Raw genomic sequence first — 26,758 nt, 5'->3', positions numbered from 1 at the left:
CCACGAGCTTTCGGAGGGAATTGCCATGACAGAAGAGAAGTATCCACTCAGCTCCGACGACCTCGCCGCGGCCGCGACAGCCGACGTCAAGGAGTGGGAGCAGGACGAGCTCGCCGCGTTCCTCGCCCGACAGCCGGAGTCGCGTGAGGAGTACCGGACCGGCAGCGGCCTTGCCGTCGAGCGGGTGTACACCCCGGCGCATGTGGACGGTGACTGGCGGGACATCGGACTGCCCGGCCGGTATCCGTTCACACGCGGGCCCTATCCGACGATGTACCGGGGTCGCACGTGGACGATGCGCCAGATCGCCGGGTTCGGGCAGGCCGAGGAGACGAACAAACGTTTCCAGTACCTGATCGCGCAGGGACAGACGGGACTGTCCATCGACTTCGACATGCCCACCCTCATGGGCCTGGACAGCGACGATCCGATGAGTCTCGGCGAGGTCGGCAGGGAAGGCGTCGCGATCGACACGCTGCCCGACATGGAGGCTCTGTTCGACGGCATCGACCTCGAACGGATCAGCGTATCGATGACGATCAACCCGTCGGCCTGGATCCTGCTGGCGATGTACGTCGCCGTGGCCGAACAACGGGGCTACGACCTGAACAAGCTGTCGGGGACGATCCAGAACGACATCCTCAAGGAGTACGTCGCGCAGAAGGAGTGGATCTTCCCGGTCCAGCCGAGCATGCGCATCGTCCGGGACACTGTCGGCTACTGCGCCGAGAACATGGCGAGGTACAACCCGGTCAACATCAGCGGCTACCACATCAGCGAAGCCGGTGCGAACGCCCAACAGGAGATCGCGTTCACCATGGCGATCACCAAGGCGTACGTGGAGGACGTCGTCACGGCGGGGATCGATGTCGATGCGTTCGCACCGCGGCTGTCGTTCTTCTTCGTCAGCCAGGCCGATCTGTTCGAGGAGGTGGCGAAGTTCCGTGCGGTGCGGCGGTTCTACGCCCGCATGATGGCCGAGACCTTTGGCGCGAAGAACCCGGCCTCGATGCGACTGCGCTTCCACGCGCAGACCGCCGCCGCGACGCTGACGAAGCCGCAGCCGATGAACAACATCATCCGTACCGCGTTGCAGGCGCTGTCGGCGGTGCTGGGCGGTGCGCAGTCGTTGCACACCAACGGGCTCGACGAGGCCTACACGATTCCCAGCGAGCAGGCGATGAAGATCGCTCTGCGCACCCAGCAAATCATCGCCGACGAGACGGGCGTGACCAACGTGATCGACCCGCTCGGCGGTTCCTACTACCTCGAGGACCTCACTGATCGACTCGAACAGGGCATCTGGGACTACTTCGCCGAGATCGAACGCCTCGGCGGTGTGGTCGCCGCGATCGAGCAGGGTTACTTCCAACGGGAGATCTCCGATTCGGCCTACGAGTACGCCCGCCGCAAGGCATCCGGCGACCGTCCGGTGATCGGCGTGAACAAACATGTCGATGCCGAGTCCGGGGAGAGGATCGAGACACATCAACTCGATCCGGAGTCGGAGGCTCGGCAGATCGCCAGGCTTCAGCAGGTGCGCAGGGAACGTGATCCCGAGCGCGCCGAAGCCGCCATGAAGAACCTGCTCGCCGTCGCGTCCGACCCGGGCGCGAATCTGATGCCGGCCACGATCGATGCGGTCAAGGCCCACCTGTCCATGGGTGAGATCACCGGCGCGTTGCGCGAGGTGTTCGGCACGTACACGGAGACACCCGTGTTCTGACCTGCTCCCTCTCAGTGTCGAGAGTTTCCGGAGGTCGTCATGTACCAGCAGATCCCCGATCCCCTGTGGGGCAGCCTCGCCTGGTCCGCGTTGGTCGCGGCCGTTCCGCTGCTCACGTTGTTCGTACTGCTGGGCGTGTTCCGCATGCGCGCCTGGCTGGCCTCGCTCATCGGTCTCGCGTTGTCGATCGTCGTCGCGGTGGCCGCCTACGGAATGCCGGCGGGGTTGGCGCTCAACTCGGCGCTCGAAGGCGCCGCGTTCGGCTTGTTCCCGGCGTTGTGGATCGTCGTCAACGCCATCTGGATCTACCAGATGACGCGGGCGTCCGGCCATTTCGACGTGTTGCGGCGGGCTTTCTCCCGGATCAGCGACGACCAGCGCATCCAGGGCATCATCATCGCGTTCTCGTTCGGCGCACTGCTGGAGGCGCTGGCCGGATTCGGCGCGCCGGTCGCCATCTGCTCGGTGATGCTCGTGGCCGTGGGGCTGAAGCCGATCAAGGCCGCGACAGTGGCGTTGATCGCCAACACGGCTCCCGTCGCCTACGGTGCCGTCGCGCTCCCGGTGATCACGCTCGAGCGGGTCACCGGACTGCCGCTCGACGACCTGTCGGCCATGACGGGTAGGCAGGTGCCCGTGCTGGCGCTGATCGTGCCGTTGGTGCTGGTCGTGGTGCTGGACGGCAAGCGTGGTCTGCGCGAGGCGTGGCCTGCTGCGCTGGTGTGCGGTGCGACGTTCGCCGTCGCTCAGTACCTCATGGCGAACTTCGGTGCCGTGCAGCTGACCGATATCGTGGCGGCGCTCGCCTCGGCGGCAGCGGTGCTGCTGTTGGTGCGTCTGCGTGGGACGCGCCGTACCGAGCCAGGACCAGAGCCAGGGGGAGAGCCAGAGTCAGCACCGGTGTCGAAGGCCGGCGCCGGGACCGGGCACGGCACGTCGCCCGTTCCCGCGAACGGCGGTGGTGCGACGGCGACCCTGGCTGCCACCGAGCAGGTCGTCGACGCGCCGGCCGAACGCGTCCGTTCGTTCGCGCCGTACGCGACGATCATCGCGTTGTTCTCGGTGGTCGCGATCCCGGCGGTCGCCGATCTGCTCGACACCACCACGCTGTCGTTCCCGTGGCCGGGGCTGAATGTCGTCGACGCGGCGGGAGAACCGCTGAGCCTGGCCGAGTACAAGTTCGACTGGCTGGCCAGCAGCGGAACGGTGCTGTTCGTGGCCGGGTTGCTGACCATTCCGGTGCTGCGGGTGCCGTTGCGGGACGCGGTGCGTGCCTACGGCGAGACCGTCGGCCAGTTGCGGACGGCGGGTATCACGGTCATGGCGGTGCTCGGGCTGGCGTACGTCATGAACATGTCGGGCCAGACGGCGACGCTCGGGCTCCTGTTGGCCGGTGCGGGTGGTGCGTTCGCGTTCCTGTCGCCTTTGCTCGGCTGGTTCGGGACGGCCGTGACGGGGTCGGACACGTCGGCCAACTCGTTGTTCGGTGCACTGCAGGTGAGCGCTGCGCACGGCGCCGGTCTCGATCCGATCCTGACCGCATCGGCCAACACGAGCGGTGGCGTGCTCGGCAAGATGATCAGTCCGCAGAACCTGGCCATCGGGGCGAGTGCGGTTGGCCTCGCAGGCAGGGAAGGCGTGCTGTTCCGGAAGGTGTTGGCAGCGTCCGCGCTGTTCGTGCCGTTGATGTGCATCCTCGTCTATCTGCAGTCCACGCCGGTACTGTCGTGGATGGTGCCCTGATGTCGGCCCAGCGGGATGCGATCGACGAGGCGAACGCGGCCATCGGTGCAGCGGTGTCGACCCTCGGGTTGCCGCGGCGGCTCGACACGGTGCTCGGTGAGGTGCAGCGGGAACTGCTGGACCTTGCCGAGGCGGTCGATGCCGGTCGGACTCCGGCGCGTCCGTCCGCGGTGAACCGGTTGCTGGCCGAGTACTCGTCGTTCGAGGCACCGTCCGAAACGCCGACGGCGTGGGACGCGGTGTCGGCGGGCTACAGCCCGGCCGCGGGACTGCTCAAACTGGCCCGAATGGTCACCCTGCGGGCGTCACGATCAGTGACCGGCGACGCGGCGGTGTGGCTGTCCCGGCTGGCCGAGGCTCTGCTCGGCGCCGCGGTCCACGTCGAACGGCGGGAGCGGGACCTCGTGCCGTTCGGTTTTTGTCCCAATGCGGGCCCGTGACGAGGTGGGCTGTGATGCGGAGCAGGGGGGATCAGGGCGGATCGCGTCATCACCGACCCGGGTATTGTGGTCAGACCAACAGAGAGGTCACATTGACAGACCCAGGGGCTTCTGATTACCTGGCGTGACAGATCGTGGAGACGAGGAATTCCGGTGAGAATCCGGACCGGTCGCGCCACTGTGATCGAGGTGGTGGGCGAACACGCTCACCGGCCTCGTAGGCAGACCCTCCCTCCGCGTCCATCCTGAAGCGGGTCGCTCGAACCCGAGGAGAGGCGACGACGATGTTCACTACGTGGAGCCGATCGTGAGCAGCGATGCGGCCTGGGAGCCGGTCCGTCGCGTCCGCACCCACGAACAGGTTCTGGCTCAGATCCAGCAGAAGATCCTCGACGGCAGTCTGCGTGCGGGCGAACGGCTGCCCAGCGAACGTGAACTCGTGGGGGCGCTCGGCGTGAGCCGCACGAGTGTGCGGGAAGCGCTTCGGGCTCTTGAGGCCATGGGGATCGTCGAGGCGCGGACCGGGTCGGGGCAGGACGCCGGTTCGGTGATCACCGGCGCGTCGACACCCGCGATGACGAACCTGCTGCGGTTGCACATCGCGCTGGCCAGGATCAGCCTGTCCGACCTGGTCGAGACGCGGGTCGAACTCGAACGGTCCGCCGCGCGCGGCGCCGCGGACGCGCGCACCGACGAGGACGTTCGCCACCTGACGGGACTGATCGAGCAGATGCGCTCGGCCGATTCGGACCACGAGTCGTTCAACGCCCTCGACACCGAGTTCCACGTCTCCATCGCGCGGATTTCCGGCAATGCCCTCGCGGTCGACCTGATGCAGGCGTTGCGCGGCGCGGTCGAACACGAGATGGCTCAAGCGTTCGCCGAGTTCGACGACTGGCGCGCAGTTGCGAGCGGGCTCGTCGACGAGCACGAAGCGATCGTGCGTGCGATCGAGGACGGCAACGGCGATCTGGCCGCCGACGTCGTCGCCGACCACATCACGTCCTTCTACCGCGGCCGCGTCTCCGGCGACGATCAGAGTCGATAGAACGACACCGCATTGTTGTGGAACAGGGCCATCCGCTCGCTCCACGAGTAGTCGCGGGTGATCTCGCGGAAGGCGTCGAAGATGCGGCCGAAGTCGGAGAACAGGCTGTCCACGGGGAAGTTCGAGGCGACCATGCAGCGTTCGGCCCCGAAACACTCGAGCGCCGTCTCCACGTAGGGCCGGACCGACTCGGTGGTCCAGTGGTGATCGCCCATGCCGAGGCCAGAGATCTTGCACGCGACGTTCGGTGCCTGTGCGAGTAGCCGCATGCCCTCGCGCCACCGTCCGAAGTGGTCGGGACCGTCGACCTGCATGCCCGTGTGGTTGAGGATGATCTGCACGTCGGGAAACTCCCGCGCCAGGTCGTAAAACTCTGCCATCTGCGGGTAGTACAGCTGCAGATCGAACGACAGTCCCCGATTGCGCAGTTCGCGGAAGCCGCGTCGCCACTCCGGGGTGCGACTGACTTCGGGCCGGCTCTGGTAGGTCTTCGCCTCGTCGGGGTGGTAGTTCATCGACTGGCGGATACCGCGGAAGTTGGCGTGTTCGGCGTGGGCGTCAAGCACCTCGGCCACGTCGGGCATCGACAGGTCGGCGTAACCGACGATGCCGTGCGGGAAGCCGTGCTGGTCGGCGATCTGCTGGAGCCATCGGGTCTCGCCCACCGGATCACGCGGATCCCAGCCGACGTCGAGGTGGACCGACTTGACGAGGTTCTGCCCGTCGGCGTCGCGCAGGTAGTCGTCGATCGTGTAGTTGCGCAGGAGCGCGTCGTAGCTTCCCCACGCCGCAGGCGCGACCTTGTCGCTCAGCCAGGGGTAGTAGTTCTCGTCGAGGTTCCACAGATGCTGGTGGGCGTCGACGAGCGGCAGGTCGCTGTCGGTCATCGCAGGCTCCTCGCCCGAGTCGGCCGCTGGATCGCGACACACTATGCGACGTCGGTGGTTGACTGTCAACACTCGACCATCAGTGGTCGTGAGGTTCCACGCGATGCCGAAGGTCGGCAGTCGACAGTCGATTAGGATCACCGGCGTGACGGAAGAGGCCCTACGCAGTCTGGATCGCACGACCCTCCGGGAGCGGGCGCTGGTCGCCATCCGCTCGGCGATCGTGTCGGGTGGCTATGCCCCCGGCGATCATCTGGGGGAGGTCGAGATCGCCTCCCGGCTGCACATCAGCAGAGGGACGGTCCGGGAGGCGCTCCGTCACCTGCAGCAGGAGGGCCTCGTGACGGCAGGTGTGCGCGGCATGCTGCGCGTGCGCACGCTGTCGCAGGACGAGGTGTACGAGTTGTTCCGCGTGCGCGGCGCGCTGGAGGGGCTCGCCGCGGCCGAGCTGATCCAGCGCGGCGACATCTCCTCCGCGGTGAGTGAGCTGAACGGCTTACTGGACGCGCTCGCTGCGGAACAGGGCGAGCTTGCCGACCAGTTCGAAGCCGACCTCGCCTTCCACGAGAGGCTGTGCGAGCTGTCCGGCAACTCGATCCTGCTCAGCACGTGGCGGCAGCTGGAAGGCCCGATGCGCATCGTCGTGATGAGTGCGGGGCGGGAGCAACGCCGCGTGTCGATGTCGGCCACCCAGCACAGGCCGATCGTCGAGGCCGTCGAGAAGGCTGATGTCGACGCTGCCGTCAAGGTTGTTCAGGAGCACATGGAAGCCGCATTCGCGCTGCTCACCGGCGAGAACTGACGAACCAGACGGCGGGGGAGCGACTTCCGTCGCGTCCTTGATGCCGATTCCCGACTGTTGACAAGCGCCGCTCTCGGCCTCCAGTATCCCTGTCGACATCGACTGTTAACACTCAACACGTCCCGCGGTTCCGCGAAGGCTGTCCCCGCGCCCGCTCGCCGGGCACGCGGGGCTGCCGCGGCGGCGACCGCAAAGCCGGAACGCCGATCAAGGAGGATCGAGATGGCTGGCTCCACACCACCGGTCACCACCGGGCCGCGTCCCGAGGGCAGCCAGGACAAACTCAAGGTCGCTCTCGGTTGCGGGGTCGGTGCGACCATCGAGACCTACGACTTCATCGGCTTCGGTACGGCCGCCGCGCTCTACTTCGGCTCGGCGTTCTTCCCCGGGTCGGACCCGCTCTCGGCGACCCTGATGTCGTTCGCGACCCTGGGCGTCGGATTCGCGGCGCGGCCGCTCGGCGGCGTGATCGCCGGTCACCTCGGTGATCGCATCGGACGTAAACCCGTCCTCGTCGGGTCGTTGCTGATCATGGGTATCGCGACCGTCCTCATCGGACTCCTGCCGACCTATCAGCAGGTGGGTATCTGGGCGCCAGTCCTGCTCGTCGTGATTCGCATCGTGCAGGGGTTGGCGTTCGGCGCCGAGTGGGGCGGCGCGATCCTGATGACGTTCGAACACGCACCGTGGCATCGACGTGGCCTGTACACGGGCATCACCCAGGCGGGCTTTCCCGTCGGTCTGTTGTTGGCGAACATTGCCTTCCTGTTCAGTGCCGACCTCGACGGAACCTGGGCGTGGCGGCTCCCGTTCCTGTTGTCGGCCGTGCTGATCGTCGTCGGCATCCTGGTCCGCCTCAAGGTCGACGAATCCCCCGAGTTCGAGGAGCTCAAGAACTCCGGCGAGGTGTCGAAGAACCCGCTGGTCGAGGTGCTGCGCGACGACTGGCGCAACGTGCTGCGGGCGTTGTGTCTCCGGGTCGTCGAGACCGGCGGCTACGCACTGTCGGTGACCTTCCTGATGTCCTATTTGGAATCCAATGGGACACCGGAGTCGGTGACACTGTTCGCTCTCAGCTTCGCGGCCGCGTTGGGAATCGCGGCCACGACCCTGTGGGGCCGCGCGTCCGACACGTTCGGCAGGCGCGCGGTGTACCTCGTGGGGTGCACGGTGTCGCTGGTGTGGGGCATCCCGATGTTCCTGCTGGCCGACACCGGCTCCGCAGTCGTGATCACGATCGTGTTCGTGATCAGCTATGCCGTCTGCCAGAACTCGCTTGCCGGGGTGCAGGGGGCGTGGTTCTCGGAGCTGTTCAACGCCAAGACCCGCACGGCGGGGACGTCGCTGTCGTACCAGATCTCCGCCGTTGTCTCCGGCTTCACGCCGTTCGTGGCGACCGCGCTGTACGCACAGACCGGGTGGCTGGGGCCGGCTGTGCTGTTCAGCGCCTACGGCCTGCTCGGCCTGATCGCCGCGCTCATCACCTCGGAGACCTGGCGGCCGGTATCCGTGGCCGCTGCATCCGCAGAGAAGGAGAAGACCGTTGTCGGTACAGCCTCACGCTGAGCGCGTGGGCGGAAGCGCTTCACGATCCGAACGGATCGCCCGCATCACCGAATCCGCCCGCCGCATCCGCAAGAACGCACTGGACATGGGGGAGGTGCAGGGACAGGGCTACATCGCCCAGGCGCTCGGGGTGGCCGACATCCTGGCCGTGGCCTACACCGACCGCCTCCGCTACCGCGCCGAAGATCCGGAGTGGGAAGGCCGCGACCGATTCCTGCTGTCCATCGGGCACTATGCGATCGCGCTCTACGCCGCGCTGGCCGAAGCCGGCATCCTCGACGTCGCCGAACTCGAGACGTACGGCGCCGACGAGTCGCGGCTGCCGATGTCGGGGATGGCCAGTTACACGCCGGGAATGGAGATCTCGGGCGGGTCGCTGGGGCACGGTCTGACCGTGGCGGTCGGAATGGCGCTCGGCTTGCGCCACCGGGGCAACGGCGCGCGGGTGTACAACCTGCTCTCCGACGGCGAGCTCGACGAGGGCTCGACGTGGGAGGCGGCGCTGGCTGCCTCGCACCACGAACTCGGCAATCTGACCGCGATCGTCGACGTCAACCACCTGCAGGCCGACGGGCCCACCGACGGTGTGCTGCGTACCGAGCCCGTCGTGGACAAGTGGCGGGCGTTCGGCTGGCACGCGGTCCGTGTGGACGGCAACGACGTGGACGCGTTGATTAGCGCCTTCGACGAACTGGACGAGGCGGCAGGTCCCTCGGTCCTCGTGTGCGACACCCGGGTGGGCCGGGGCGTGCCGTTCCTCGAACAGCGGGAGAAGGCGCACTTCATGCGCGTGGAGGAACACGAATGGCAACTGGCGCGCGACTACGTCGAAGGGACACGGGTATGACGGCGACGGGTGCGACGGGCAGGAAGCGGCTCACGACGTCGGCGATGATCGCGTCGTTCGCCGATCCGGGACAGCGGACGACACCGGCGCCGTTCGGGCATGCGCTCAACCGGCTCGCCGAGCAACGGCCTGAGATCGTGGGCCTGTCGGCGGATCTGGCTAAGTACACCGACATGCACATCTTCCGGGACGTCCATCCCGAGCGGTTCTTCCAGATGGGCATGGCCGAGCAGTCGATGCTCGGTGCCGCCGCGGGTATGGCCGAGGTCGGCCTGACACCGTTCGCGTCGACGTACTGCGTGTTCGCCAGCAGGCGTGCCTACGACTTCTTCTGCCTCGACATCGCCGAGCCGGGGCTGAACGTCAACGTCGTGGGCGGCCTTCCCGGGCTCACCACGGGATACGGCCCGAGTCACCAGGCGACCGAGGACATGGCGATCCTGCGCGGGATGCCGGGTCTGACCATCGTGGACCCCTGCGATTCGGTGGACATCGAGCAGGCGGTGCCGCAGCTCGCCGACACGCCAGGGCCGACGTACCTGCGACTGCTGCGCGGCAAGGTGCCGACGGTGCTCGACGAGTACGACTACCGGTTCGAACTCGGCAAGGCCGCCGAACTGCGCACCGGCCGGGACGTCCTGTTGATCTCGACGGGCCTGATGACGATGCGCGCGCTGACCGCCGCACAGGAACTGGGCAAGCACCACGTCGACGCGGCGGTGTTGCACGTCCCGACCGTGAAGCCGCTCGACACCGAGCGCATAGTCGCCGAGGCGGCGACCGATCGGCTCGTCGTGACGCTCGAGAACCACAGCGTGGTCGGTGGCCTGGCGGAATCGGTCGCCTCGAGCCTGGCCTTCGCGGGGCAGTGCGCGCGCATCGTGCCCATTGCCCTGCCCGACGAGTTCCTGGCAGCGGGTGCGCTGCCGACCTTGCACGACCGTTACGGCCTGTCCTCCGACGGCGTCGTCCGGCGTGTGCTGGCCGAGATGAAGTAGGAGCGGAGAAGATGACACAGACGCATACGGCCGTGATCACCGGAGCCGGGTCCCGGCGCGGCATCGGCCAGGGCGTGGCGCACGCGCTCGCCGCGCAGGGCTGGGACATCGCGGTGCTCGACCTCGACGAGGCCGCCGCGAAGGAGATCGCCGACCAGGTCGCTCAGCGACACGGCGTCACCGCGCTGGGCATTCGATGCGACGTGACCGACCGCGACGACGTCGATCAGGCGGTCGCGACGGTGGAGGGGAATCTGACGGAGATCGGGGCGTTGGTGAACAACGCCGGCATCACGTCTCCGACGACGTTCCTGGACGTGGCAGACGACGAATGGGAACGCATCTTCGCCGTCAACGTGCGGGGCAGCTACCTGATGACCAAACGCATCGCGCCGGGCATGACCGAACGTGGTTTCGGCAGGATCGTCAACATGTCGTCGGTGTCGGCCGAACGCGGCGGAGGCGTGTTCGGCGGGGTGGCCTACTCGTCGGCCAAGGCGGCACTGCTCGGGTTCTCCCGTTCGCTGGCACGTGAGCTCGGCCCGTCGGGCGTGACGGTCAACTCGGTGGCACCGGGGCTGATCGACACCGACATCACCGCGGGCAAGCTGCCGGACGACCGCAAAGCGGCGATGGTGGCCGACATCCCCATGCGCCGCACGGGTGCCGTGTCCGACGTCGCCGACATGGTGGCGTTCCTGTGCCGCCCCGAGTCCGGCTACCTCACCGGGGCGACCTACGACGTCAACGGCGGGTCCCACATCCACTGACGAGACCACCGCGAACGCAGTTGGGCCCTCCGGCACCCACAGGCACCGGAGGACCCAACCGCGTCGCACGTCGGACATCCGGTGGTGTCAGTTCCGGACCGGGTCCAGGACGAAGCCGTAGTCGACGGTGGCCGTGCCGTCGCCTGCGGGCTTCGGATCGAGGATGAGCTCCGGCTTGACGGCCGAGGCGATGTCGTCGTCGTTGTGCTCGTCACCGGGGAAGTACAGCTGCACGGTGAGCAGCTCGTAGCCGGGGGCCGACACCTTCACGTGGATGTGGGCCGGGCGCCAGGCGTGCCAGCCCGCCGCGGCGATCAGTTTGCCGCACGCGCCGTCGGTCGGGATCTGGTACGGAGCCGGCTGGATGGTGTGGATCTCGAAGCGGCCACCCTCACCGACGGAGAACGTGCCGCGCAGGTTCCACTGCGGCTGGCTCGGTTCGAACTGGCTGTAGTAACCGTCGTTGTCGGCGTGCCACACCTCGACCTTGGCGTTCTCCAACGGAGTGCCGTCGGTCGCGGTGACCGTGCCCGTCCACGTCAGTTTGGTGCCCGCCTCGTCCTCGCGCATCGGGATCGTGCCGACGCCGTTCTCCGCGCACTCCGGCGCGTTCGGCACGTAGTACGGCCCCTCGATCGTCCCCTTGCTGCCCTCACGGTGCTCGGTGGCGACCTCCTCGACCACGTGCTCGACCCAGACGTCGAGGAACAGCGGCCACTCACCGTCCTTGCCGACCTGGATCAGCCACGCCTTCAGCGCGTTGTACTCGTCGTAGGTGACCTTCTCCTCGCGGATCGTGTCGTGAACGGCCGCCAGCACCCGCCTCGCAAGCTTGTCGACGCGTGCCGGCGGGACGTCCTTCACAGCCGCGTACGGGTCCTTGTCGCTGGCGAAGTGCGCCGTCGCGTTGGCGCCGGCCGCGGCGGCCGTCGCCTCGGTGGGGATGGTGGTCATGGGATCCTCCTTGATTCCTCGGTCAGTTCGCCAAAGCGCGTACGCGCGTCACACGTCCTGGCGGTAGTGCGCCAACTTGTCGGGATCGATCTCGACACCGATGCCCGCGCCCGGCCGGATGGTCAACTCGCCACCGGTGATCTGCAGCGGCTCGGTCAGCAGGTCGTCGGTCATGTCGAGGAAGTTCGACAACTCGCCCGCGCGGCGCGAGGTGAGCGCGAACGCCGAACCGAACACGACCGTGCACATCGAACCGAGCTGACCGTCGACCTGATTGCCCATCACGGCCTCCAGGCCCAGCCCCTCGGCGAGATGGTGCGCCCGCTGGGCGAGGGTGAACCCGCTGCGCGCCACCTTGATGTTGATGGCCGTCGCCGAACCGCCCAGGATCTCCCTGGTCACGTCGGCGGCCGTCACCGCGGACTCGTCGGCGATGAACGGAACGTCCAATTGCGACACCAGCCACCGGCGGCCCAGTACGTCGTCGGCCGGACACAGCTCCTCGGCGAACAGCAGGCCCAGGTCGGCCATCTGCCGCATCGCCGCGGCCGACTCGGCAGGCGTCCAGCCGCGGTTGCCGTCCACGTACAACTCGACGTCGTCGCCGAGCTCCTCACGAAGCGCCCGCACCACGGCGGTGTCCAGCGACACCGGACGCCTGCCGACCTTCACCTTGAACGTCGTGATGCCGTAGCGGTCCCGCATGCGTTCGGCCTCGGCCACCATCGCCGCGGGCTCGTCGAAGCCCAGCATGTGCGAGACCCGCATGCGGTCGGTGTAGCCGCCGAGCAACTCGGTGACCCCGGTGTCCAGCGTGCGGCCCAACGCGTCCCACACCGCCATGTCGACCGCCGCCTTCGCGGCCGGATTGCCGACCGTGCGGTGCATCCGCGCGTGCATCGTCTCGCGTTCGAGCAGGCTCAACCCGGTCAGCTGCGGCGCGAAGATCCGGTCGATCACGGTGATGATGCCGGTCTGGGTCTCCCCGTAGGTGAACGGCCGGGGCGGCGCCTCGGCCACACCGACGACACCGTCGTCGGTGTGCACCCGCACCAGCACGTGCTCGGCCGCGTGCACCTCACCCGAGGCGAACTTCAGCGGCTTGCGATACGGGATGGCGAACGGGATCGCCTCGATCCGCGTGATCTTCATGGACTCACCTCGGGGGTCGATGCGGCCGGGTCGGCACGGCCGGTCAGGGCGGGTTCCAGCACGTCGACGACCGACCGCACCAACGGCGAATCGGTGCTCGCGTGCCAGGCCAGCGCGAGTTCGACGCTGCCCGCGTCGGTCAGGTCGCGGAACACCACGCCCTCCAACGGCAGCGCCCTCGCCGACGTCGGCACCATGGCGACGCCGAGACCGCCCGCGACCAGCGACAACAACACGGCCGTCCCGGCTGCCTGATGGTCGCGCTGCGGAGTGAAGCTCGCGGCCTCGCAACTGCGGGTCACCGCGTCGTTGACCACGGAGTCCTTGCTGGCGTAGCCGATGAACGACTCCGCCCGCAGGTCACCCATCGACACGACCGGCTCGGTGGCCAACCGATGATCGGCGGGCACCGCGAGGATGAGCGGCTCGGTCTCGACGATCCGCAGCTCGATGTCCTCACCGCGGGCGGGCGGGCGCAGCACCCCGACGTCGAGGTCGCCCGAACGCAACAGATCGCACTGCGCCGGCGTCAGCAGATCGGCGTTGACGTCGAGAGCCACCTCGGGCAGGTCCCGCTTCAGCGCGCGGGCGATCCGGGGCAGGTGGGAGAACGCTGCGGTACCGGTGAAACCGATGCGCAACAGGCCGAGCCTGCCGCCCGCGATCTGGCGGACCCCGTGTACCCCGTCGGCGAGCGTGTCGAGCACCCGATGCGCTTCGGCCAGGAAGAACTCACCTGCGGGTGTCAGGCTGACCTGGCGCGTCGTGCGGGCGAACAGCGTCGCTCCCAACTCGGACTCGAGCTGGCGGATGGCGTGCGAGAGCGCGGGCTGGGCCAGGCGCAGACGCTCCGCGGCACGGCCGAAGTGGCACGTCTCGGCCACCGCCACGAAGTAGCGAAGGTGCCGCAGCTCCATCCGCGCACCTCCTTCCTGCTCCGCGCTGGGCCGATTCTTCACGGTAGGTACCTGCATTGATCCATGACAAGGACTTCTTACCGCAGGATTGATAAACAACAACGATCAAAGGCCCCCTGGGTCAGGACTGGGCATTTACCCGGTTTGCGTCGTTAACCGCGCTGTCACAGTCGGTGCACCCGCCGATCAGAGCCGATCAGAACGGCCGCAGGAGGACTCAATGACCGAGACCCTTGACCACGTGTCGGCCGTCCTCGCCGACGCCGTCGTCGAAGACCGGGAAGCCGGTGTCTACCGCGCCAACCGTCGGATCTTCACCGACGAGGAGATCTTCGAACTCGAGATGAAGCACATCTTCGAGGGCAACTGGATCTACCTGGCCCACGAGAGCCAGGTCCCGAACCCAGGGGACTACTTCACGACCTACATCGGCCGCCAGCCGGTCGTGATCACCCGCGACAAGCAGGGGCAGCTGCACTGCCTCATCAACGCGTGCGCCCACCGCGGAGCCATGCTCTGCCGCCGCAAGACGGACAACCGCACCACGCTCACGTGCCCGTTCCACGGCTGGACGTTCCGCAACGACGGCAAGCTGCTCAAGGTCAAGGACCCCGACGGTGCGGGCTACCCGGACTCGTTCGACACCGACGGCTCCCACGACCTCACCAAGGTCGCCCGGTTCGACTCCTACCGTGGATTCCTGTTCGGCAGCCTCAATCCCGACGTGCTGCCGCTGTCGGAACACCTCGGCGACACCACCAAGGTCATCGACATGCTCGTCGACCAGTCGCCCGAAGGCCTCGAGGTGCTGCGCGGCTCCTCCACCTACACCTTCGACGGCAACTGGAAGGTGCAGGCCGAGAACGGGGCCGACGGCTACCACGTCACCGCGACGCACTGGAACTACGCCGCCACCACCTCCCGCAGGGGCACCGGCGAGTCCAAGAACGACACCAAGACCCTCGACGCGGGCAGCTGGGGCAAGTCCGGAGGCGGCTACTGGTCGTACCCCAACGGGCACCTGTGCCTGTGGACATGGGCGGGCAACCCCCAGGACCGTCCACTGTGGCCGCGCATGGAGGAGCTCAAGAAGGAGTTCGGCGACGCCAAGGGCGAGTTCATGGTCAAGGGCTCGCGCAACCTGTGCCTGTACCCGAACGTCTACCTGATGGACCAGTTCTCCACCCAGATCAGGCACTTCCGCCCCATCGCGCCCGACAAGACCGAGGTCACCATCTACTGCATCGCCCCGAAGGGCGAAAGCGACGAATCGCGGGCCTGGCGCATCCGCCAGTACGAGGACTTCTTCAACGCCTCCGGCATGGCCACCCCGGACGACCTCGAAGAGTTCCGCTCCTGCCAGCTCACCTTCCGCGCTACAGCCGCGCCGTGGAACGACATGAGCCGAGGCGCCGAACACTGGCTGAGCGGCCCCGACGAGGTCGCCACCGCACTCGGCATGGACGGCGTCATCTCCGCAGGCCAGCGCAACGAGGACGAAGGGCTCTATCCCGTGCAGCACGGCTACTGGACCCAGACCATGCGCGCCGCCGTCGCCAAGGAAGCCCTGGAGCAGGAAGCCGCCAGGAAGGCCGCGGCCGACAGCGCCGGCGCCTGATCGGCCCGCCCGCACCACCGACAAGGAGGCTTTCCCGACATGACTGTCACCGCCGACAACACCACCACGAACGGGACGGGCACGGCCACCGACACCCCCGCCCCGACCAAGCACATCACCCAGAACGACCTCGAACAATTCCTCTACCGCGAGGCCCGCTACCTCGACGACCGGGAATTCGAGAAATGGCTCGAATGCTACGCCGACGACGTCGTGTTCTGGATGCCCTGCTGGGACGACAACGACCGCCTCACCGAAGACCCGCAGCGGGAGATGTCGCTGATTTACTACCCCAACAAGGGTGGCCTGGAGGACCGCGTCTTCCGCATCCGCACCGAACGCTCCAGCGCCACCTCCATCCCCGAACCGCGGACCAGCCACAACATCAACAACGTCGAGGTCATCGAACGCCGAGGCGACCTCCTCGACGTGCGGTTCAACTGGCACACCATGTACTTTCGCTACAACACGGTGGACCCCTACTACGGAACCTCGTTCTACACCATCGACTTCTCCGGCGAATCACCACTCATCCGCCGCAAGACGGTCATTCTCAAGAATGACTACATCCACCACGTTGTGGACATCTACCACATCTAGAACCTGTCAACTTCTTTTGCTGGTCGGTGCCAATGTCGGTGCCAATGGCCGTGCCGGGTCGGGCCCGTGAATAGCGCGTGGGCGGGTCGTATCCGTAGGCAAGTTGGATCGCTGGGTTTTCGTGGCGGTTTCGGGTCTCATATTTGCTAGGAGCTGTTGTGAGTTATCAGGTCGCGCTGTCCTTCGAGGACGGAGTCACACGTTTCATCGAGTGCGATCCCGACCAGACCGTCGCCGACGCCTCCTACCGGCAGCGGATCAACATCCCACTCGACTGCCGCGACGGCGCGTGCGGCACGTGCAAAGCGTTCTGCGAATCCGGTGACTACGACGGCGGCACCTACATCGACGACGCCCTCACCGACGACGAAGCCGCCAGCGGCTACGTGCTGCCGTGCAGCATGACCCCGAAATCCGACCTCGTCCTGCAGATCGCCACCACCTCCGAGGTCGCCAAGACCCAGGCGGGCGAGTTCACCGCCACGATCACCGCACTCGACCGGCTCTCGCCGACCACCGTCGCGCTCACCATCGACACCCCGCAGCGCGCCGACCTGGCCTTCCTGCCGGGGCAGTACGTCAATATCGCCGTGCCCGGAACCGACGAGACCCGCTCGTACTCGTTCAGCAACGGGCCCGACGAGAAGTCCCTGACCTTCCTGATGAAGCTGTCTCCCGGTGGCGTCATGTCGGACTACCTCACCGACCGTGCCGCCGTCGGCGACGAACTCACTTTCACCGGCCCGCACGGCAGCTTCTTCCTGCGCGAGACCGACCGCCCCGTGCTGCTGCTGGCAGGCGGCACCGGCCTGGCACCGATCCTGTCGATCCTGCGCACCATGGTCGCCACCGGCTCGCGCAGGCCGGTGCACCTGGTGTACGGCGTCAGCACCGACGACGACGTCGTCGAACTCGACACCATCGCCAAACTCGCCACCGAACTTCCCCAGCTGACCTGGGACTACGTCGTTTCCGATCCCGCCAGCACCGCGCCCAACACCGGCTACGTGATGAGCCCGATCCGCGACGAACACCTGCACGGCGGGGACGTCGCCGTCTACCTGTGCGGGCCACCGCCGATGGTCGAAGCGGTCCGCACCCACTTCGCCGAACGCGGCATCGAACCCACCGGCATCTACTACGAGAAGTTCGCCCTCGCCGCCGCCCCCGGAACCGAGGCCGACAGCGCGGCCGAGCCCGAGGACGCCCCGCAGCCCGACACACCGTCGGAGGACACCGTGGACACCATGCAGGAGACCGCATTCGGCGCCGTCTCACCCGCATCCCGCGACCGGCAGCAGCTCCTCGAACTCACCTCCGTCGCGGCGGGGGAGGGGCGTGAGCTCGCAGGCCAGCCGATGTTCGCCGCCACTACGGCCGCACCCGTGGGACCTGGCGCGGCGCGCGATGGGAACAATAGTCGCGTTCAACGCGACTATGGGGCCCTCGGGAGCACCAGGGCCGGCGTCGACGAGGTCGACACCCTCCGCTCCGTCGCGGGCCAGGGCATCTGGCCTGCGGGTACGGGGACCACCCGCGCCCTCGACGCGGGTGAGGACCTCGTGCCGGCCGGCGCCGCACGGGCGATCGCGGGACAGGAGATGCTCACCGAGAACACCGGCATCCGTCCCCTCGGCGGTCCGGCACCGGCACCCGCCAAGCACGAGTCCGAGCCCCAGTCCGAGCCGAACGCAGTGCAACCGAACCAGGGCGCGGCTGCCGGGGTGACCGCGACGCCCGACGGTTACGAGATCGGTGAACAGCACCCGTCGATCTACAAGTCGGACGCGGTGTTCGACGCACGCCAAGCCCTCGAGCTCGGCGCCGTGGAGATCACGATCGGCAGGCTCAGCTCGCAACAGCTGGCCGGCTTCCGGCTCCTCGCCGAGGCCACAGTGCCCTATGTGGACGGTGACCGGTTCGTCGACGCCGCCGCCTACACCGAGGCCAACGCGGCGTTCCACGACTACCTGTTCACCCTCACCGGCAACGAACACCTCCTCCACGCCTACCGTGCCCTCGGCGTGAAGGGACACATGGACGAGACGTTGCGCGAGGCCACGTGGTGCGATCCGCGCTGTACCCAGGACCACCTCGACATCGTGTCCGCGTTCGAGGCAGGCGACCGCAAGGCCGCTCGCGCCCTCGTCGCCGAACACGCGGAACGCTCCAAGGCGACGACCCGGCGCGCGATGAAGGAGGCGCGCGAGGCGACCAGGCCCGCGTTCGTCTCCCCGGGGCGCTTCGCGGGCAAGGTGGTCGTGGTCACCGGATCGGCGCAGGGCATCGGCGAACGCGCCGCCAGGCGGATCGGAGCCGAGGGCGGCGCGCTCGTGCTCGCCGACCGGTCCGACCTGGTGCAGGGCGTGGCCGACGACGTCACCTCCGAGGGCGGCCGGGCGCGGGCCGTACTCGCCGACCTGGAGACCTACGAGGGCGCGCAGGCCGTGATCGACGAGGCGCTCGAGGTGTTCGGCCGCATCGACGTGCTGATCAACAACGTCGGCGGCGCCATGTGGTTCAAGCCCTACACCGAGTTCACCGCCGACCAGATCCAGGCGGAGATCAACCGTTCGCTGATGACGACGCTGTGGTCGTGCCGCGCGGCGTTGCCCGCGCTGGTGCGGCAGGGAAGCGGCACGATCGTGAACGTCTCGTCGGTGGCGACGCGCGGCATCCACCGCATTCCGTACTCGGCGGCCAAAGGCGGCATCAACGCCATCACCGAGTCGCTGGCGATGGAGTACGCGGGCTCGGGCATCCGGGTCGTCGCGACGGCACCCGGTGGCACCGACGCCCCGCCGCGGCGGATTCCGCGCGGCGGGGACGCCCCGCAGACCGAGCAGGAGAAGGCCTGGTTCCAGGCGCACATCGACCAGACCGTCGAGTCGTCGCTGATGAAGCGCTACGGCACGCTCGACGAGCAGGCCGCCGTGATCGCCTTCCTCGCCTCCGACGAGGCCGCCTACGTGACCGGCACCGTCGTCCCCGTGGGCGGCGGCGACCAGGGGTAGCCGGGCGCCCACCCGGCCACTCCCGTCCCGGCGGCCGGCACGCCGGCACGACACCGAACCGTTCCTGGATCGCTCGACGGCGATCGCGTGGCGGCGCAGGCGGCTCAGGCCGCTCACGCGCGCTGGACCGCGCACCGGCCGGTGTGCGGAGAACCCGTCCCTTCACCCCGGGAGTCCGTCATGTCCGAGCTCGACGCAACGAAGCGCCGACGTACCGTGTTCTGGGTGGTCGCCCTGTCGGCGATCGCCCTCGTCTTCGACGGGTACGACCTCGTCATCTACGGCACCATCCTTCCGATCCTCCTCGACGACCCGAGTCAGCTCGGTGCGCTCAGCCCCGAACAGGGCGGCGCGCTGGGCAGCTACGCGCTGGTGGGCGTGCTCGTCGGTGCGCTGGCCGCAGGCACGTTCGGCGACGTCGTGGGCCGTCGCCGCGTCATGCTGTTCAACCTCGCCTGGTTCTCGCTGGGCATGGGATTCACGGCGATGGCACCGAATGTCACCGTGTTCGGCCTCGGCCGGTTCCTCACGGGTATCGGTGTCGGCGCGCTCGTGGGCACGGTGGGCGCCATCGTCGCCGAGTTCGCCCCGCCTCAGCAACGGAACCGCCTCAACGCGATCGTCTACAGTGGAATCCCGGCGGGCGGTGTGCTGGCCTCGTTACTGGCACTCGGCCTGACCGACCTCATCGGGTGGCGCGGGCTGTTCTGGATCGGCGCGCTGCCGATCGTGCTGGTCCTGCCGCTCGCCATGGTGAAACTGCCCGAGTCGGCGCAGTGGCTCGCCTCGCGCGGGCGGCACGACGAGGCACGGATCGTCGCCGAACGCACGGGCGCCACCGTGGCCCCGGAGACCGAACCGCCGGGAGGGCGCGTCGGATTCCCCGCGCTGGCCACGAAAGCCCTGGCCTGGCCCACGTTCCTGTTGGGCACCATGAGCTTCGCCGGACTGCTGCTGACCTACGGCCTCAACACGTGGCTGCCGCAGATCATGGTCGACAACGGATACGGCGAGAGCTACTCGTTGACGTTCCTGCTCGTGCTCAACGGCGGCGCCATCGTCGGCGGACTGCTCGCCTCCGCGTGGGCCGACCGGATCGGAGCGAAACCGGTGGTCGCGACGACGTTCGTGCTCGCGGCGATCACCCTGGCGCTGCTGCCGCTCAACCTGCCGCTCGTGGTGCTGCTCGCGGCCGTGGCGGTCGCCGGCGTGGGCACGATCGGCACCCAGGTGCTGATCTACGGACTGGTGTCGAACTACTACCCGACGCGGGCACGCGGGGCAGGCGTGGCGTGGTGTGCCGGGTTCGGCAGGCTGGGCGGCATCGTCGGGCCGGTCGTGGGCGGCGTACTCGTCGGAGCCGGCCTCGGCGGTCTCACGGCGTTCTACATCTTCGCCGGGGTCGCGTTGCTGGCGGCGCTGGTCACGATGCTGGTGCCGCGCCGGTCCGACGCCGCGGCACCGCGGGTCGGGACGTCCGCCGTGCAGCCGGAACCGGCCACCTGACCGGCGTCCGTGGCAGCGTCCCCACGTGAGCGTCCGGGCCCGCCGGTGGTTGCCGCCGGCGGGCCCGGCTCTGGGTCCGTCGTCCTTGGCTCGGTCGTCTCCGGGCCCGCCGCCGGGGCCCGGGCGGATCGACAGGCCCGCTCGCGGCGGCGCGGGCGGTACGGTGCGGGCGTGAGCGACAGCGTGGACGTGCTCGGGACGGCGGGGCCGGGCGATGGTGCTCTCGCTCCGGCCGGTCAGGGCCGCGCGCTGGCGGCACTCCAGCGAGCACGGGACCGGGTCGCCGAGCACGGACCGGGATTCGCCCTCGTCACGGGGGAGCGGGGGATCGGCAAGACCGCACTGGTGGAGGCCTTCGCCGCCCGCCACGCGGGGCCGGTGCACCGGGCCGCGGGCGCCGAATGGGAGGTCGAGCTCGCGTTCGGGGTCGCGGGCCAGCTGCTGCGCAGGACGCCCTCCGCGGTGTCCGAACTCGGCGTCGAGGAGGTCGCCGCCCGGATCGCCGCCGCCTCGCAGGCCGAGGCGGACGCCGTGACGCTGATGGTCGTCGACGACGCCCAGTGGGCCGACGAGGAGTCGCTGCGCGCACTCGTGTCGGCGGTGCGGCACCACCCCGCCGCGCGCCTACTGGTGGTCGCGGTTGCGCGGAGCATGGGCCGGGACGTCCTGCGGCACGCCGCCACGACGGTCGCGGCGCTGCGGCCGCTCGGCGTCCGGGACGTCGCGGCACTCGCCGAGGCCCACGGCACACCGCTGTCGCGGGCGATGGCCGAGCAGCTGACCCGGCACACGTCGGGCATTCCGCTGCACGTGGTGGACCTGCTGGCCGAGGTGCCCGCCGAGACCTGGCGGCGTTTCGACCCGCGGCTGCCCGCGCCCGCGGCGGTCGCCGAGCGGGTGCGGGCAGCGAGGGCCGGGTGCTCGGACGACGCACGGCGGCTCGTCGACGCGGCCGCGGTCCTCGGCCCCGGCACCGCGGTGCGCGACGTGGCGATGTTGGCCGGGTTCACGTCGAGCACGGCGACGCTGCTCGACGTGGCCGACGAGGCGTGTGCGAGCGGACTGGTCCGCACCGGCCCCCGTGGACTCACCGAACTGAGCCCGGCCGACCCGATGGTGCGCGAGGCCGTCCTCGACGAACTCGGCCATGCCTCGGCCGCCGAGCTGCGCAGGCGGGCCGCGGATCTCGTCGACGACCCGGTGCGCAGGGCACGGCTGCTGGTCGCGGCGACCCCGGTTCCGGATGCCGAGTTGGCTGACCGGCTCGACGCGCTGGCAGGTGAGCACGCCGAGGAGGGCGCGTGGAGTGTCGCGGCCTCGCTGCTCAGCGATGCGGGCAGATTGACCGAGGATCGACCGCTGCGGGAGCGGCGCATGACCAGAGCCGTCGACGCGCTCATCGGCGCGGGCGATGCGCTGGGGGCGGGTGCGCTGGTCCCGGAGATCGAGGGCCTGCGGGAGACCCCGTTGCGCAACGCGGTGCTGGGCTATCTCGCCGTCGTGCGCGGCCGTCCCGCCGAGGCCGAGGCGCGCCTGGCGCGTGCGTGGCGGCTTGTCAACGCCGACCGCGAACCGGAGGTCGCGGCGGTGATCTGCCAGCGGTACGTCCTGCACTGCCTGTGCCGGTGCCGTCCCGACGAACTGGTGGAGTGGGCCGACCGCGCGCTGCACCTGGCCGGGGAGCACGACCCGGCTTCGGTGGAGGCGGCGGCCATCCGCGGCCTGGGCGTCGCCGGAACGGGCCGGGTGGAGGAAGCGGCCAGGGAGTACGCCGAGCTGGCCGAACGGGTGCCGTCGGGGGCGCAGTGGCAGCGGATCGTCATGGGCCGCGGCTGGTTGGACCTGGGCAGGGACGCGCTCGAGGACGCGCGGGCCGATCTCGAACTGGGGGTGCCCACGACGGTGCTCGGCGGATCGACCCGCGTGTCGTTGTGGGCGCGCGGCTGGCTGGCCAGAGCGCAGTTCCTGGCCGGTGACTGGGACGAGGCACTGCGCACGGTGCACGCCGCGCAGGATGTGCTCGACCGCAGTGGGATCGCCGTCACCGGGCCGCTGCTGCACTGGTCGGCGGTTGCGGTGCATGCGTTGCGCGGGGAGTGGGACGCCGCGCGGGAGGCGCTGCTGCGTGTCGACGCGGGGCCACGGGACTACGAGATCATGCAGGTTCCGTCGTGCCTGGCGCACGCGCTCGTCGCGGAGGTGCAGGCCGACGCGGCGGGCGTGCTGCGTGCGCTGCGCCCGTTGACCCGACCGTGGGCACGGTCGTCGATCGTGGCCGAGCCGGGCCGCTGGCCCTGGGCCGACACCTACGCCCACGCACTGGTGGCCTCCGGAAAGCTCGACGAGGCCGATGGGTTCCTCCGTCCACACGAGACGCTCGCCGACGAGCGGGGTTCGGCGTCGGCTCGCGCCAGGCTGCGTGCGGCACGGGGCAGGTTGGAGGCCGCCCGCGGCGACCTCGAGGCGGCACGCATGGCGTTCGGCGAGGCGCTCGAACTGCTGGAAGGGTTGCCGCTTCGCTACGACCGGGCGCGTATCGAGTTCGTGCACGGCCAGGTGCTGCGCAGGGCGGGCAAACGCAAGGAGGCCGACGAGGTGTTCCGCAGCGCGCGGGAGACGTTCGCCGCGCTCGGCGCGGCCACCTACGTCGAGCGGTGCGACCGCGAGACCAAGGCGGGCGGCGTGCGGGCTCCGCGGGCGGATCGCGACCCGGGCGAGCTCACACCGCAGGAACAGGCCGTGTCCAGGCTCGTCGCGCAGGGCATGACGAACCGTGAGGTGGCGGCCGAGCTGTATCTGTCGACCAAGACGGTCCAGTTTCACCTGACCCGCGTCTACGGCAAGCTCGGCGTCCGCTCACGGGCCGAACTGGCCGCCCGGCTGGGCGGTGCGGAATGACCGCCCAGCCGGACGCGGCGGGTCAGGGCGAGACGAACCGCTCGTGGATCCAGCCGTCGGCCGGTCCCGTGTGGCCGTCACCGGTGAAGTGCAGGTACACCCCGTCGGGGCCGTTCGCCCGGTTGTAGTCGGTGCAGACCTGGCCACCGGGCGGCACGGACATGAACGCCTCGCCGGTGCCGGGGAACTCGAAGACCGGGGCGGTCTCGGCCGTGCGGTTCCACGCGGCCGCGCTGCCCGGCGCGCAGGCGAGCTGCTGGGGCGCGGGCGTGGTGCCGGCCGAGGTGTCGGCCGCGAAGGCGGTGCCGGACAGGGTGGCGGTCAGCCCCGCCGTCACGGCGGCCGCCGCGGCGAAACGTTTGACACTGGAGCGCATGTGATTCCTTTCCGAAAACGTCGATCACTGCGTATTCAGTGGTACTGCTCGCCTTTCCGTGGCGACAACAAATACTGGGTTAACGGGGTTGAAATGAACCGAGCTCGCGAATTTTTCGGGTAGCTTTGTGGGTAGAACTGCCCTCATTATCGGTGCTTCTGAGGTGGCATGATGCGGCCTTTGGTCGAGTTCTGGTGGGTACGGGAATTATTCGACCGCCGGGGAAACGGATACTTGAAGCGGTTTTATCCGGACGTGTTCCGCCGGGTCAGTTGGTGGAATTCAGTGCCGTTTCCAGTGCGCGAATGACCTGGGTGACGTGTCGGCGGGTGGCGTGTTCCGCGGCCGCCGTGTCGCCCGCCTCGAGCGCGTCGAGGATCTCCGCGTGCTCGTCGAGGCTCGCTTCCGGTCGTCCTGGCACCGTGATCGTGACGTTCCGGCCGAGGCGTAGTTGCGCGCCGAGCTGGTCGGCGATGCCGAGCAGGCGGCGGTTGGGCGAGCCCTCCCAGATGGACTGGTGGAAGGCGCGGTCGAGGTCGGCGTAGCGGTCGATGTCGCCGTCGGCGAGGGCGGCGCGCTGGCCGGCCAGCAGCTCGTGGAGCCGGGCGAGCAACTCCGGTGACCTGGCCCGTGCGACGTCGCGGGCGGCCAGCGCGTCGACGGCCGAGCGCAGGTCGTAGATGTCGCGCATGTCGGCGGCGGTCAGCTCGGCGACGAAGTATCCGGCGTGCGGGCGCGAGACGAGGAACCCTTCGCGTTCCAGCACGGCCAGCGCGGCCTTGACCGGGGTCGGGGAGATGCCGAGACGTTCGGCGAACGGGCGCACCGTCACCCGCTGACCGGGACGCAGCTCACGCCTCAGCACGGCCTCGCGCACGGCGTCGTATGCCGTCCGGACGAGACTGCCCGCCGCATCGCTCACCTGCCGGGATCCCCTGCGGTTTTGGATTCGATTCGTCGGCTCATCGAGCGGGGATCGGCTCGGTCTTGCCGAGCAGGGGAGCGTCGAGCTCCACCGTCTCCGGGTACTTGATCCCCGCGCCGGTGTTGAGGACGACGACCTCCTCGTTCTCACCGACCCAGCCCGACTCCCGCAGCTGCTCCAGCGCGGCGAAGCAGGCGGCGCCCTCGGGGCAGATGAACGTGCCGTCCAGTTCGGTCAGCGTGCGCTGCGCGGCCAGGAGCTGCTGGTCGCTGACCGCGACGGCGGTGCCGTCGGTGGCGTAGACCGCGTCGAGCACGAGGAAGTCGCCGAGCGCCTTCGGCACGGTGATCCCGAAGGCGATCGTGCGTGCCTCGGCAGGCGGTTCGCTCTCCCTGGCGCCGCGGGCGAACGCGTCGACGATCGGGGCGCAGCCCTCCGCCTGGACCGCGACGAGGCGGGGCAGCTTGTCGCCGATCCAGCCCAGCTGCTGCATCTCCAGGATCGCCTTGTAGATGCCGATGATCCCGACGCCGCCGCCGGTGGGGTAGAGGATCACGTCCGGCACGCGCCAGCCGAGCTGCTCGGCGATCTCGTACCCCATCGTCTTCTTGCCTTCGAGCCGGTACGGCTCCTTGAGTGTCGAGGTCTCCTGGTAGCCGCCGCGTTCGGCCACCGCGGCGCCGACGAGCTTGCCCGCGTCGCCGATCAGACCGTCCACTCGATACAGTTCGGCGCCCGCCGACTGGCACTCCTTCATCGTGATCGACGGTGCGTCGTCCGGCATCGCGATGAGACTCTTCATGCCCGCCCGCGCGGCGTAGAGCGCCCATGCGGCACCTGCGTTGCCGTTCGTCGGCATCGCGACGCCCCGCACGCCCAGCTCGGCCGCCCGCGAGACCCCGACGGCCGCGCCGCGGGCCTTGAACGAGCCCGTCGGCACGAGCCCTTCGTCCTTCATCAACAGGTTCGGCACGCCGGCGTGCTTGCCGAAGTTCGGCGTCGGCAGCAGCGGCGTCATGCCCTCGCCCAGCGTCACGACGTGCTCGGGCGAACGGACGGGCAGCACCTCGTGGTAGCGCCACAGGTTCGGCTCACGCGCCGCGATGTCCTTCGGCGTCACCGTCTCCCGAACCCGGTCGAGGTCGTAGCGGGCCAGCAGCGGCGCGCCCGCGGCCGACGTTCCCGCCACCTGGTCGGCCTCGACCCGTTCGCCCGTACGTGAGCACTCGAGATGGCTGAGGGACGAGAACGACATGGCACCTCCACGTGACCGACCGGCGAATGCCCGTCAGTTTGGATCCAAAACGGCGCCCCGTCAACGAGGGCGAGGCGTGCGGTGTCACAGCGGCGCGGCACGAGCTGCCCATACCGGGCATTGGCGCAGTGTGGCCGTCGTTCTACGAAGAGAGATTGCCGCGCATGGGCGGTGAGACGCCCCCGACGCAGGATCGCGTGGCGGAGTGAGCGGAGCCAGGTTCGAGGCGGGCCGACGGTTGGCGGTTACCGGCACGGAGAAGGTCCCGGACTCGTGACAGTCACGCGTCCGGGACCTTCTCGGCAGTATTCGGCTCGATTCCGGCGACAGGCCGTGCTAGGGCCGGCTTTGGTGCTCGGCCGGCTGCAGTGCTCGGTCAGCTCCGGCGCCAGGCCGTGCGACGACGCCGCAGGTCGTAGATCAGGCCGATCGCCACGGCGATGGCGGTACCGACGAGCCACACGTTCTCGGTGTTGTTCTCGTGGTTGCCGATCAGCATGATCAGCAGTGCGAAGACGGTGAACCAGCCTGCACCCTGCGTGGCCTTCGGGAACCCGCCGTGCCAGCCCCACTCGGCGGACGGCTCGTCGTGGGGGTCGACCCCGTTCGAGTAGTTCACCTCGGACCCGGCGCGCTTCTCGACCGCGTTGCCAGCCACGTTCACTCCTCACGTGCTCAGCCAGTGCTCGTCGGCGATGATCCCATACGCCTGCCGT

Annotated in this window: 22 protein-coding genes; 14 read left to right on the top strand and 8 right to left on the bottom strand. The window is 68.9% G+C overall.

Annotation, left to right across the window (positions count from 1 at the left end; translation table 11 throughout):
• Positions 1 to 25: 25 nt before the first annotated feature.
• The 4 genes from IF64_RS0106975 (at position 26) to IF64_RS0106960 (ending at position 4,957) form a co-directional block, all read left to right on the top strand.
• Positions 26 to 1,726 carry a methylmalonyl-CoA mutase family protein gene (locus IF64_RS0106975; RefSeq protein ID WP_030531194.1) on the top strand — a complete coding sequence of 567 codons (1,701 nt, stop codon included), beginning with the start codon at positions 26 to 28 and terminating at the stop codon, positions 1,724 to 1,726.
• Positions 1,727 to 1,765: 39 nt separating this feature from the next.
• Entirely contained in the window at positions 1,766 to 3,469 is a 1,704-nt protein-coding gene (locus IF64_RS0106970) for an L-lactate permease (protein ID WP_030531193.1), read from the top strand.
• Positions 3,469 to 3,909 carry a hypothetical protein gene (locus IF64_RS0106965; RefSeq protein WP_030531192.1) on the top strand — a complete coding sequence of 147 codons (441 nt, stop codon included), beginning with the start codon at positions 3,469 to 3,471 and terminating at the stop codon, positions 3,907 to 3,909. The genes IF64_RS0106970 and IF64_RS0106965 overlap by 1 nt, the downstream gene beginning before the upstream one ends.
• A 307-nt stretch (positions 3,910 to 4,216) precedes the next feature.
• A complete protein-coding gene (locus tag IF64_RS0106960) occupies positions 4,217 to 4,957 on the top strand; it encodes a FadR/GntR family transcriptional regulator (protein ID WP_030531191.1) in 741 nt (246 codons plus the stop codon).
• Here the strand turns inward: IF64_RS0106960 and IF64_RS0106955 are convergent.
• The gene (locus IF64_RS0106955; RefSeq protein ID WP_030531190.1) at positions 4,945 to 5,844 is read right to left on the bottom strand and encodes an amidohydrolase family protein; all 900 of its coding nucleotides are present in this window, start codon (positions 5,842 to 5,844) and stop codon (positions 4,945 to 4,947) included. The genes IF64_RS0106960 and IF64_RS0106955 overlap by 13 nt on opposite strands.
• A 103-nt stretch (positions 5,845 to 5,947) precedes the next feature.
• Between IF64_RS0106955 and IF64_RS0106950 the strand changes: the two genes are divergently transcribed.
• From IF64_RS0106950 to IF64_RS0106930, 5 genes are all read left to right on the top strand, one after another.
• On the top strand, positions 5,948 to 6,646 hold the full coding sequence (locus tag IF64_RS0106950) for a GntR family transcriptional regulator (protein ID WP_048808275.1): 699 nt from the start codon (positions 5,948 to 5,950) through the stop codon (positions 6,644 to 6,646).
• Positions 6,647 to 6,868: 222 nt separating this feature from the next.
• Complete coding sequence (locus IF64_RS0106945; RefSeq protein WP_051757536.1) at positions 6,869 to 8,212, top strand: MFS transporter; 1,344 nt, start codon at positions 6,869 to 6,871, stop codon at positions 8,210 to 8,212.
• 4 nt (positions 8,213 to 8,216) lie between these two features.
• A complete protein-coding gene (locus tag IF64_RS0106940) occupies positions 8,217 to 9,059 on the top strand; it encodes a transketolase (protein ID WP_030531187.1) in 843 nt (280 codons plus the stop codon).
• Positions 9,056 to 10,057, top strand: coding sequence for a transketolase family protein (locus IF64_RS0106935; RefSeq protein WP_030531186.1), 1,002 nt, complete (start codon positions 9,056 to 9,058; stop codon positions 10,055 to 10,057). The genes IF64_RS0106940 and IF64_RS0106935 overlap by 4 nt, the downstream gene beginning before the upstream one ends.
• Positions 10,058 to 10,068: 11 nt before the next feature.
• The gene (locus IF64_RS0106930) at positions 10,069 to 10,827 is read left to right on the top strand and encodes an SDR family NAD(P)-dependent oxidoreductase (RefSeq protein ID WP_030531185.1); all 759 of its coding nucleotides are present in this window, start codon (positions 10,069 to 10,071) and stop codon (positions 10,825 to 10,827) included.
• Between the two features lie 87 nt (positions 10,828 to 10,914).
• On the opposite strand, the gene catA is transcribed toward IF64_RS0106930, so the two are convergent.
• Genes catA through IF64_RS0106915 form a run of 3 tightly spaced genes read right to left on the bottom strand, consistent with a single transcriptional unit; the run spans position 10,915 to position 13,850 of the window.
• A complete protein-coding gene (gene catA / locus IF64_RS0106925; RefSeq protein ID WP_030531184.1) occupies positions 10,915 to 11,781 on the bottom strand; it encodes a catechol 1,2-dioxygenase in 867 nt (288 codons plus the stop codon).
• A gap of 48 nt (positions 11,782 to 11,829) precedes the next feature.
• Positions 11,830 to 12,933, bottom strand: coding sequence for a mandelate racemase/muconate lactonizing enzyme family protein (locus IF64_RS0106920; RefSeq protein WP_030531183.1), 1,104 nt, complete (start codon positions 12,931 to 12,933; stop codon positions 11,830 to 11,832).
• On the bottom strand, positions 12,930 to 13,850 hold the full coding sequence (locus IF64_RS0106915) for a LysR substrate-binding domain-containing protein (RefSeq protein WP_030531182.1): 921 nt from the start codon (positions 13,848 to 13,850) through the stop codon (positions 12,930 to 12,932). The genes IF64_RS0106920 and IF64_RS0106915 overlap by 4 nt, the downstream gene beginning before the upstream one ends.
• 220 nt (positions 13,851 to 14,070) lie before the next feature.
• On the opposite strand from IF64_RS0106915, the gene benA reads away from it, so the two are divergent.
• The 5 genes from benA to IF64_RS0106890 all read left to right on the top strand — a co-directional run bounded on the left by benA (position 14,071) and on the right by IF64_RS0106890 (position 23,486).
• Entirely contained in the window at positions 14,071 to 15,468 is a 1,398-nt protein-coding gene (gene benA / locus IF64_RS0106910; RefSeq protein ID WP_030531181.1) for a benzoate 1,2-dioxygenase large subunit, read from the top strand.
• Positions 15,469 to 15,507: 39 nt separating this feature from the next.
• Complete coding sequence (benB, locus tag IF64_RS0106905) at positions 15,508 to 16,068, top strand: benzoate 1,2-dioxygenase small subunit (RefSeq protein WP_030531180.1); 561 nt, start codon at positions 15,508 to 15,510, stop codon at positions 16,066 to 16,068.
• A 158-nt stretch (positions 16,069 to 16,226) separates the two neighbouring features.
• Complete coding sequence (gene benC, locus IF64_RS0106900) at positions 16,227 to 19,082, top strand: benzoate 1,2-dioxygenase electron transfer component BenC (protein ID WP_030531179.1); 2,856 nt, start codon at positions 16,227 to 16,229, stop codon at positions 19,080 to 19,082.
• 180 nt (positions 19,083 to 19,262) lie between these two features.
• Complete coding sequence (locus tag IF64_RS0106895; RefSeq protein WP_030531178.1) at positions 19,263 to 20,588, top strand: MFS transporter; 1,326 nt, start codon at positions 19,263 to 19,265, stop codon at positions 20,586 to 20,588.
• A gap of 171 nt (positions 20,589 to 20,759) precedes the next feature.
• Entirely contained in the window at positions 20,760 to 23,486 is a 2,727-nt protein-coding gene (locus IF64_RS0106890) for a helix-turn-helix transcriptional regulator (RefSeq protein WP_281292277.1), read from the top strand.
• Positions 23,487 to 23,508: 22 nt separating this feature from the next.
• Here the strand turns inward: IF64_RS0106890 and IF64_RS0106885 are convergent, their stop codons facing one another.
• The 4 genes from IF64_RS0106885 to IF64_RS0106870 form a co-directional block, all read right to left on the bottom strand.
• A complete protein-coding gene (locus IF64_RS0106885) occupies positions 23,509 to 23,862 on the bottom strand; it encodes a hypothetical protein (protein WP_030531176.1) in 354 nt (117 codons plus the stop codon).
• A 268-nt stretch (positions 23,863 to 24,130) separates the two neighbouring features.
• Positions 24,131 to 24,784, bottom strand: coding sequence for a GntR family transcriptional regulator (locus IF64_RS0106880; protein WP_030531175.1), 654 nt, complete (start codon positions 24,782 to 24,784; stop codon positions 24,131 to 24,133).
• Between the two features lie 40 nt (positions 24,785 to 24,824).
• Positions 24,825 to 26,042 carry a threonine synthase gene (locus tag IF64_RS0106875; protein ID WP_030531174.1) on the bottom strand — a complete coding sequence of 406 codons (1,218 nt, stop codon included), beginning with the start codon at positions 26,040 to 26,042 and terminating at the stop codon, positions 24,825 to 24,827.
• A gap of 376 nt (positions 26,043 to 26,418) precedes the next feature.
• The gene (locus tag IF64_RS0106870) at positions 26,419 to 26,700 is read right to left on the bottom strand and encodes a DUF2631 domain-containing protein (RefSeq protein WP_030531173.1); all 282 of its coding nucleotides are present in this window, start codon (positions 26,698 to 26,700) and stop codon (positions 26,419 to 26,421) included.
• Positions 26,701 to 26,758: the final 58 nt, after the last annotated feature.

The sequence above is a fragment of the Prauserella rugosa genome, from assembly GCF_000719975.1.
In the GTDB taxonomy this organism is placed as follows: domain Bacteria; phylum Actinomycetota; class Actinomycetes; order Mycobacteriales; family Pseudonocardiaceae; genus Prauserella; species Prauserella rugosa.
This window is presented reverse-complemented; position numbering and strand designations above follow the sequence as displayed.

Coding starts and splice junctions, on each gene's coding strand:
- IF64_RS0106975 (WP_030531194.1), top strand. CDS start 26: ATGACAGAAGAGAAGTATCCACTCAGCTCCGACGACCTCGCCGCGGCC.
- IF64_RS0106970 (WP_030531193.1), top strand. CDS start 1,766: ATGTACCAGCAGATCCCCGATCCCCTGTGGGGCAGCCTCGCCTGGTCC.
- IF64_RS0106965 (WP_030531192.1), top strand. CDS start 3,469: ATGTCGGCCCAGCGGGATGCGATCGACGAGGCGAACGCGGCCATCGGT.
- IF64_RS0106955 (WP_030531190.1), bottom strand. CDS start 5,844: ATGACCGACAGCGACCTGCCGCTCGTCGACGCCCACCAGCATCTGTGG.
- IF64_RS0106950 (WP_048808275.1), top strand. CDS start 5,948: ATGCCGAAGGTCGGCAGTCGACAGTCGATTAGGATCACCGGCGTGACG.
- IF64_RS0106945 (WP_051757536.1), top strand. CDS start 6,869: ATGGCTGGCTCCACACCACCGGTCACCACCGGGCCGCGTCCCGAGGGC.
- IF64_RS0106935 (WP_030531186.1), top strand. CDS start 9,056: ATGACGGCGACGGGTGCGACGGGCAGGAAGCGGCTCACGACGTCGGCG.
- IF64_RS0106930 (WP_030531185.1), top strand. CDS start 10,069: ATGACACAGACGCATACGGCCGTGATCACCGGAGCCGGGTCCCGGCGC.
- catA (WP_030531184.1), bottom strand. CDS start 11,781: ATGACCACCATCCCCACCGAGGCGACGGCCGCCGCGGCCGGCGCCAAC.
- IF64_RS0106920 (WP_030531183.1), bottom strand. CDS start 12,933: ATGAAGATCACGCGGATCGAGGCGATCCCGTTCGCCATCCCGTATCGC.
- IF64_RS0106915 (WP_030531182.1), bottom strand. CDS start 13,850: ATGGAGCTGCGGCACCTTCGCTACTTCGTGGCGGTGGCCGAGACGTGC.
- benA (WP_030531181.1), top strand. CDS start 14,071: ATGACCGAGACCCTTGACCACGTGTCGGCCGTCCTCGCCGACGCCGTC.
- benB (WP_030531180.1), top strand. CDS start 15,508: ATGACTGTCACCGCCGACAACACCACCACGAACGGGACGGGCACGGCC.
- IF64_RS0106895 (WP_030531178.1), top strand. CDS start 19,263: ATGTCCGAGCTCGACGCAACGAAGCGCCGACGTACCGTGTTCTGGGTG.
- IF64_RS0106885 (WP_030531176.1), bottom strand. CDS start 23,862: ATGCGCTCCAGTGTCAAACGTTTCGCCGCGGCGGCCGCCGTGACGGCG.
- IF64_RS0106875 (WP_030531174.1), bottom strand. CDS start 26,042: ATGTCGTTCTCGTCCCTCAGCCATCTCGAGTGCTCACGTACGGGCGAA.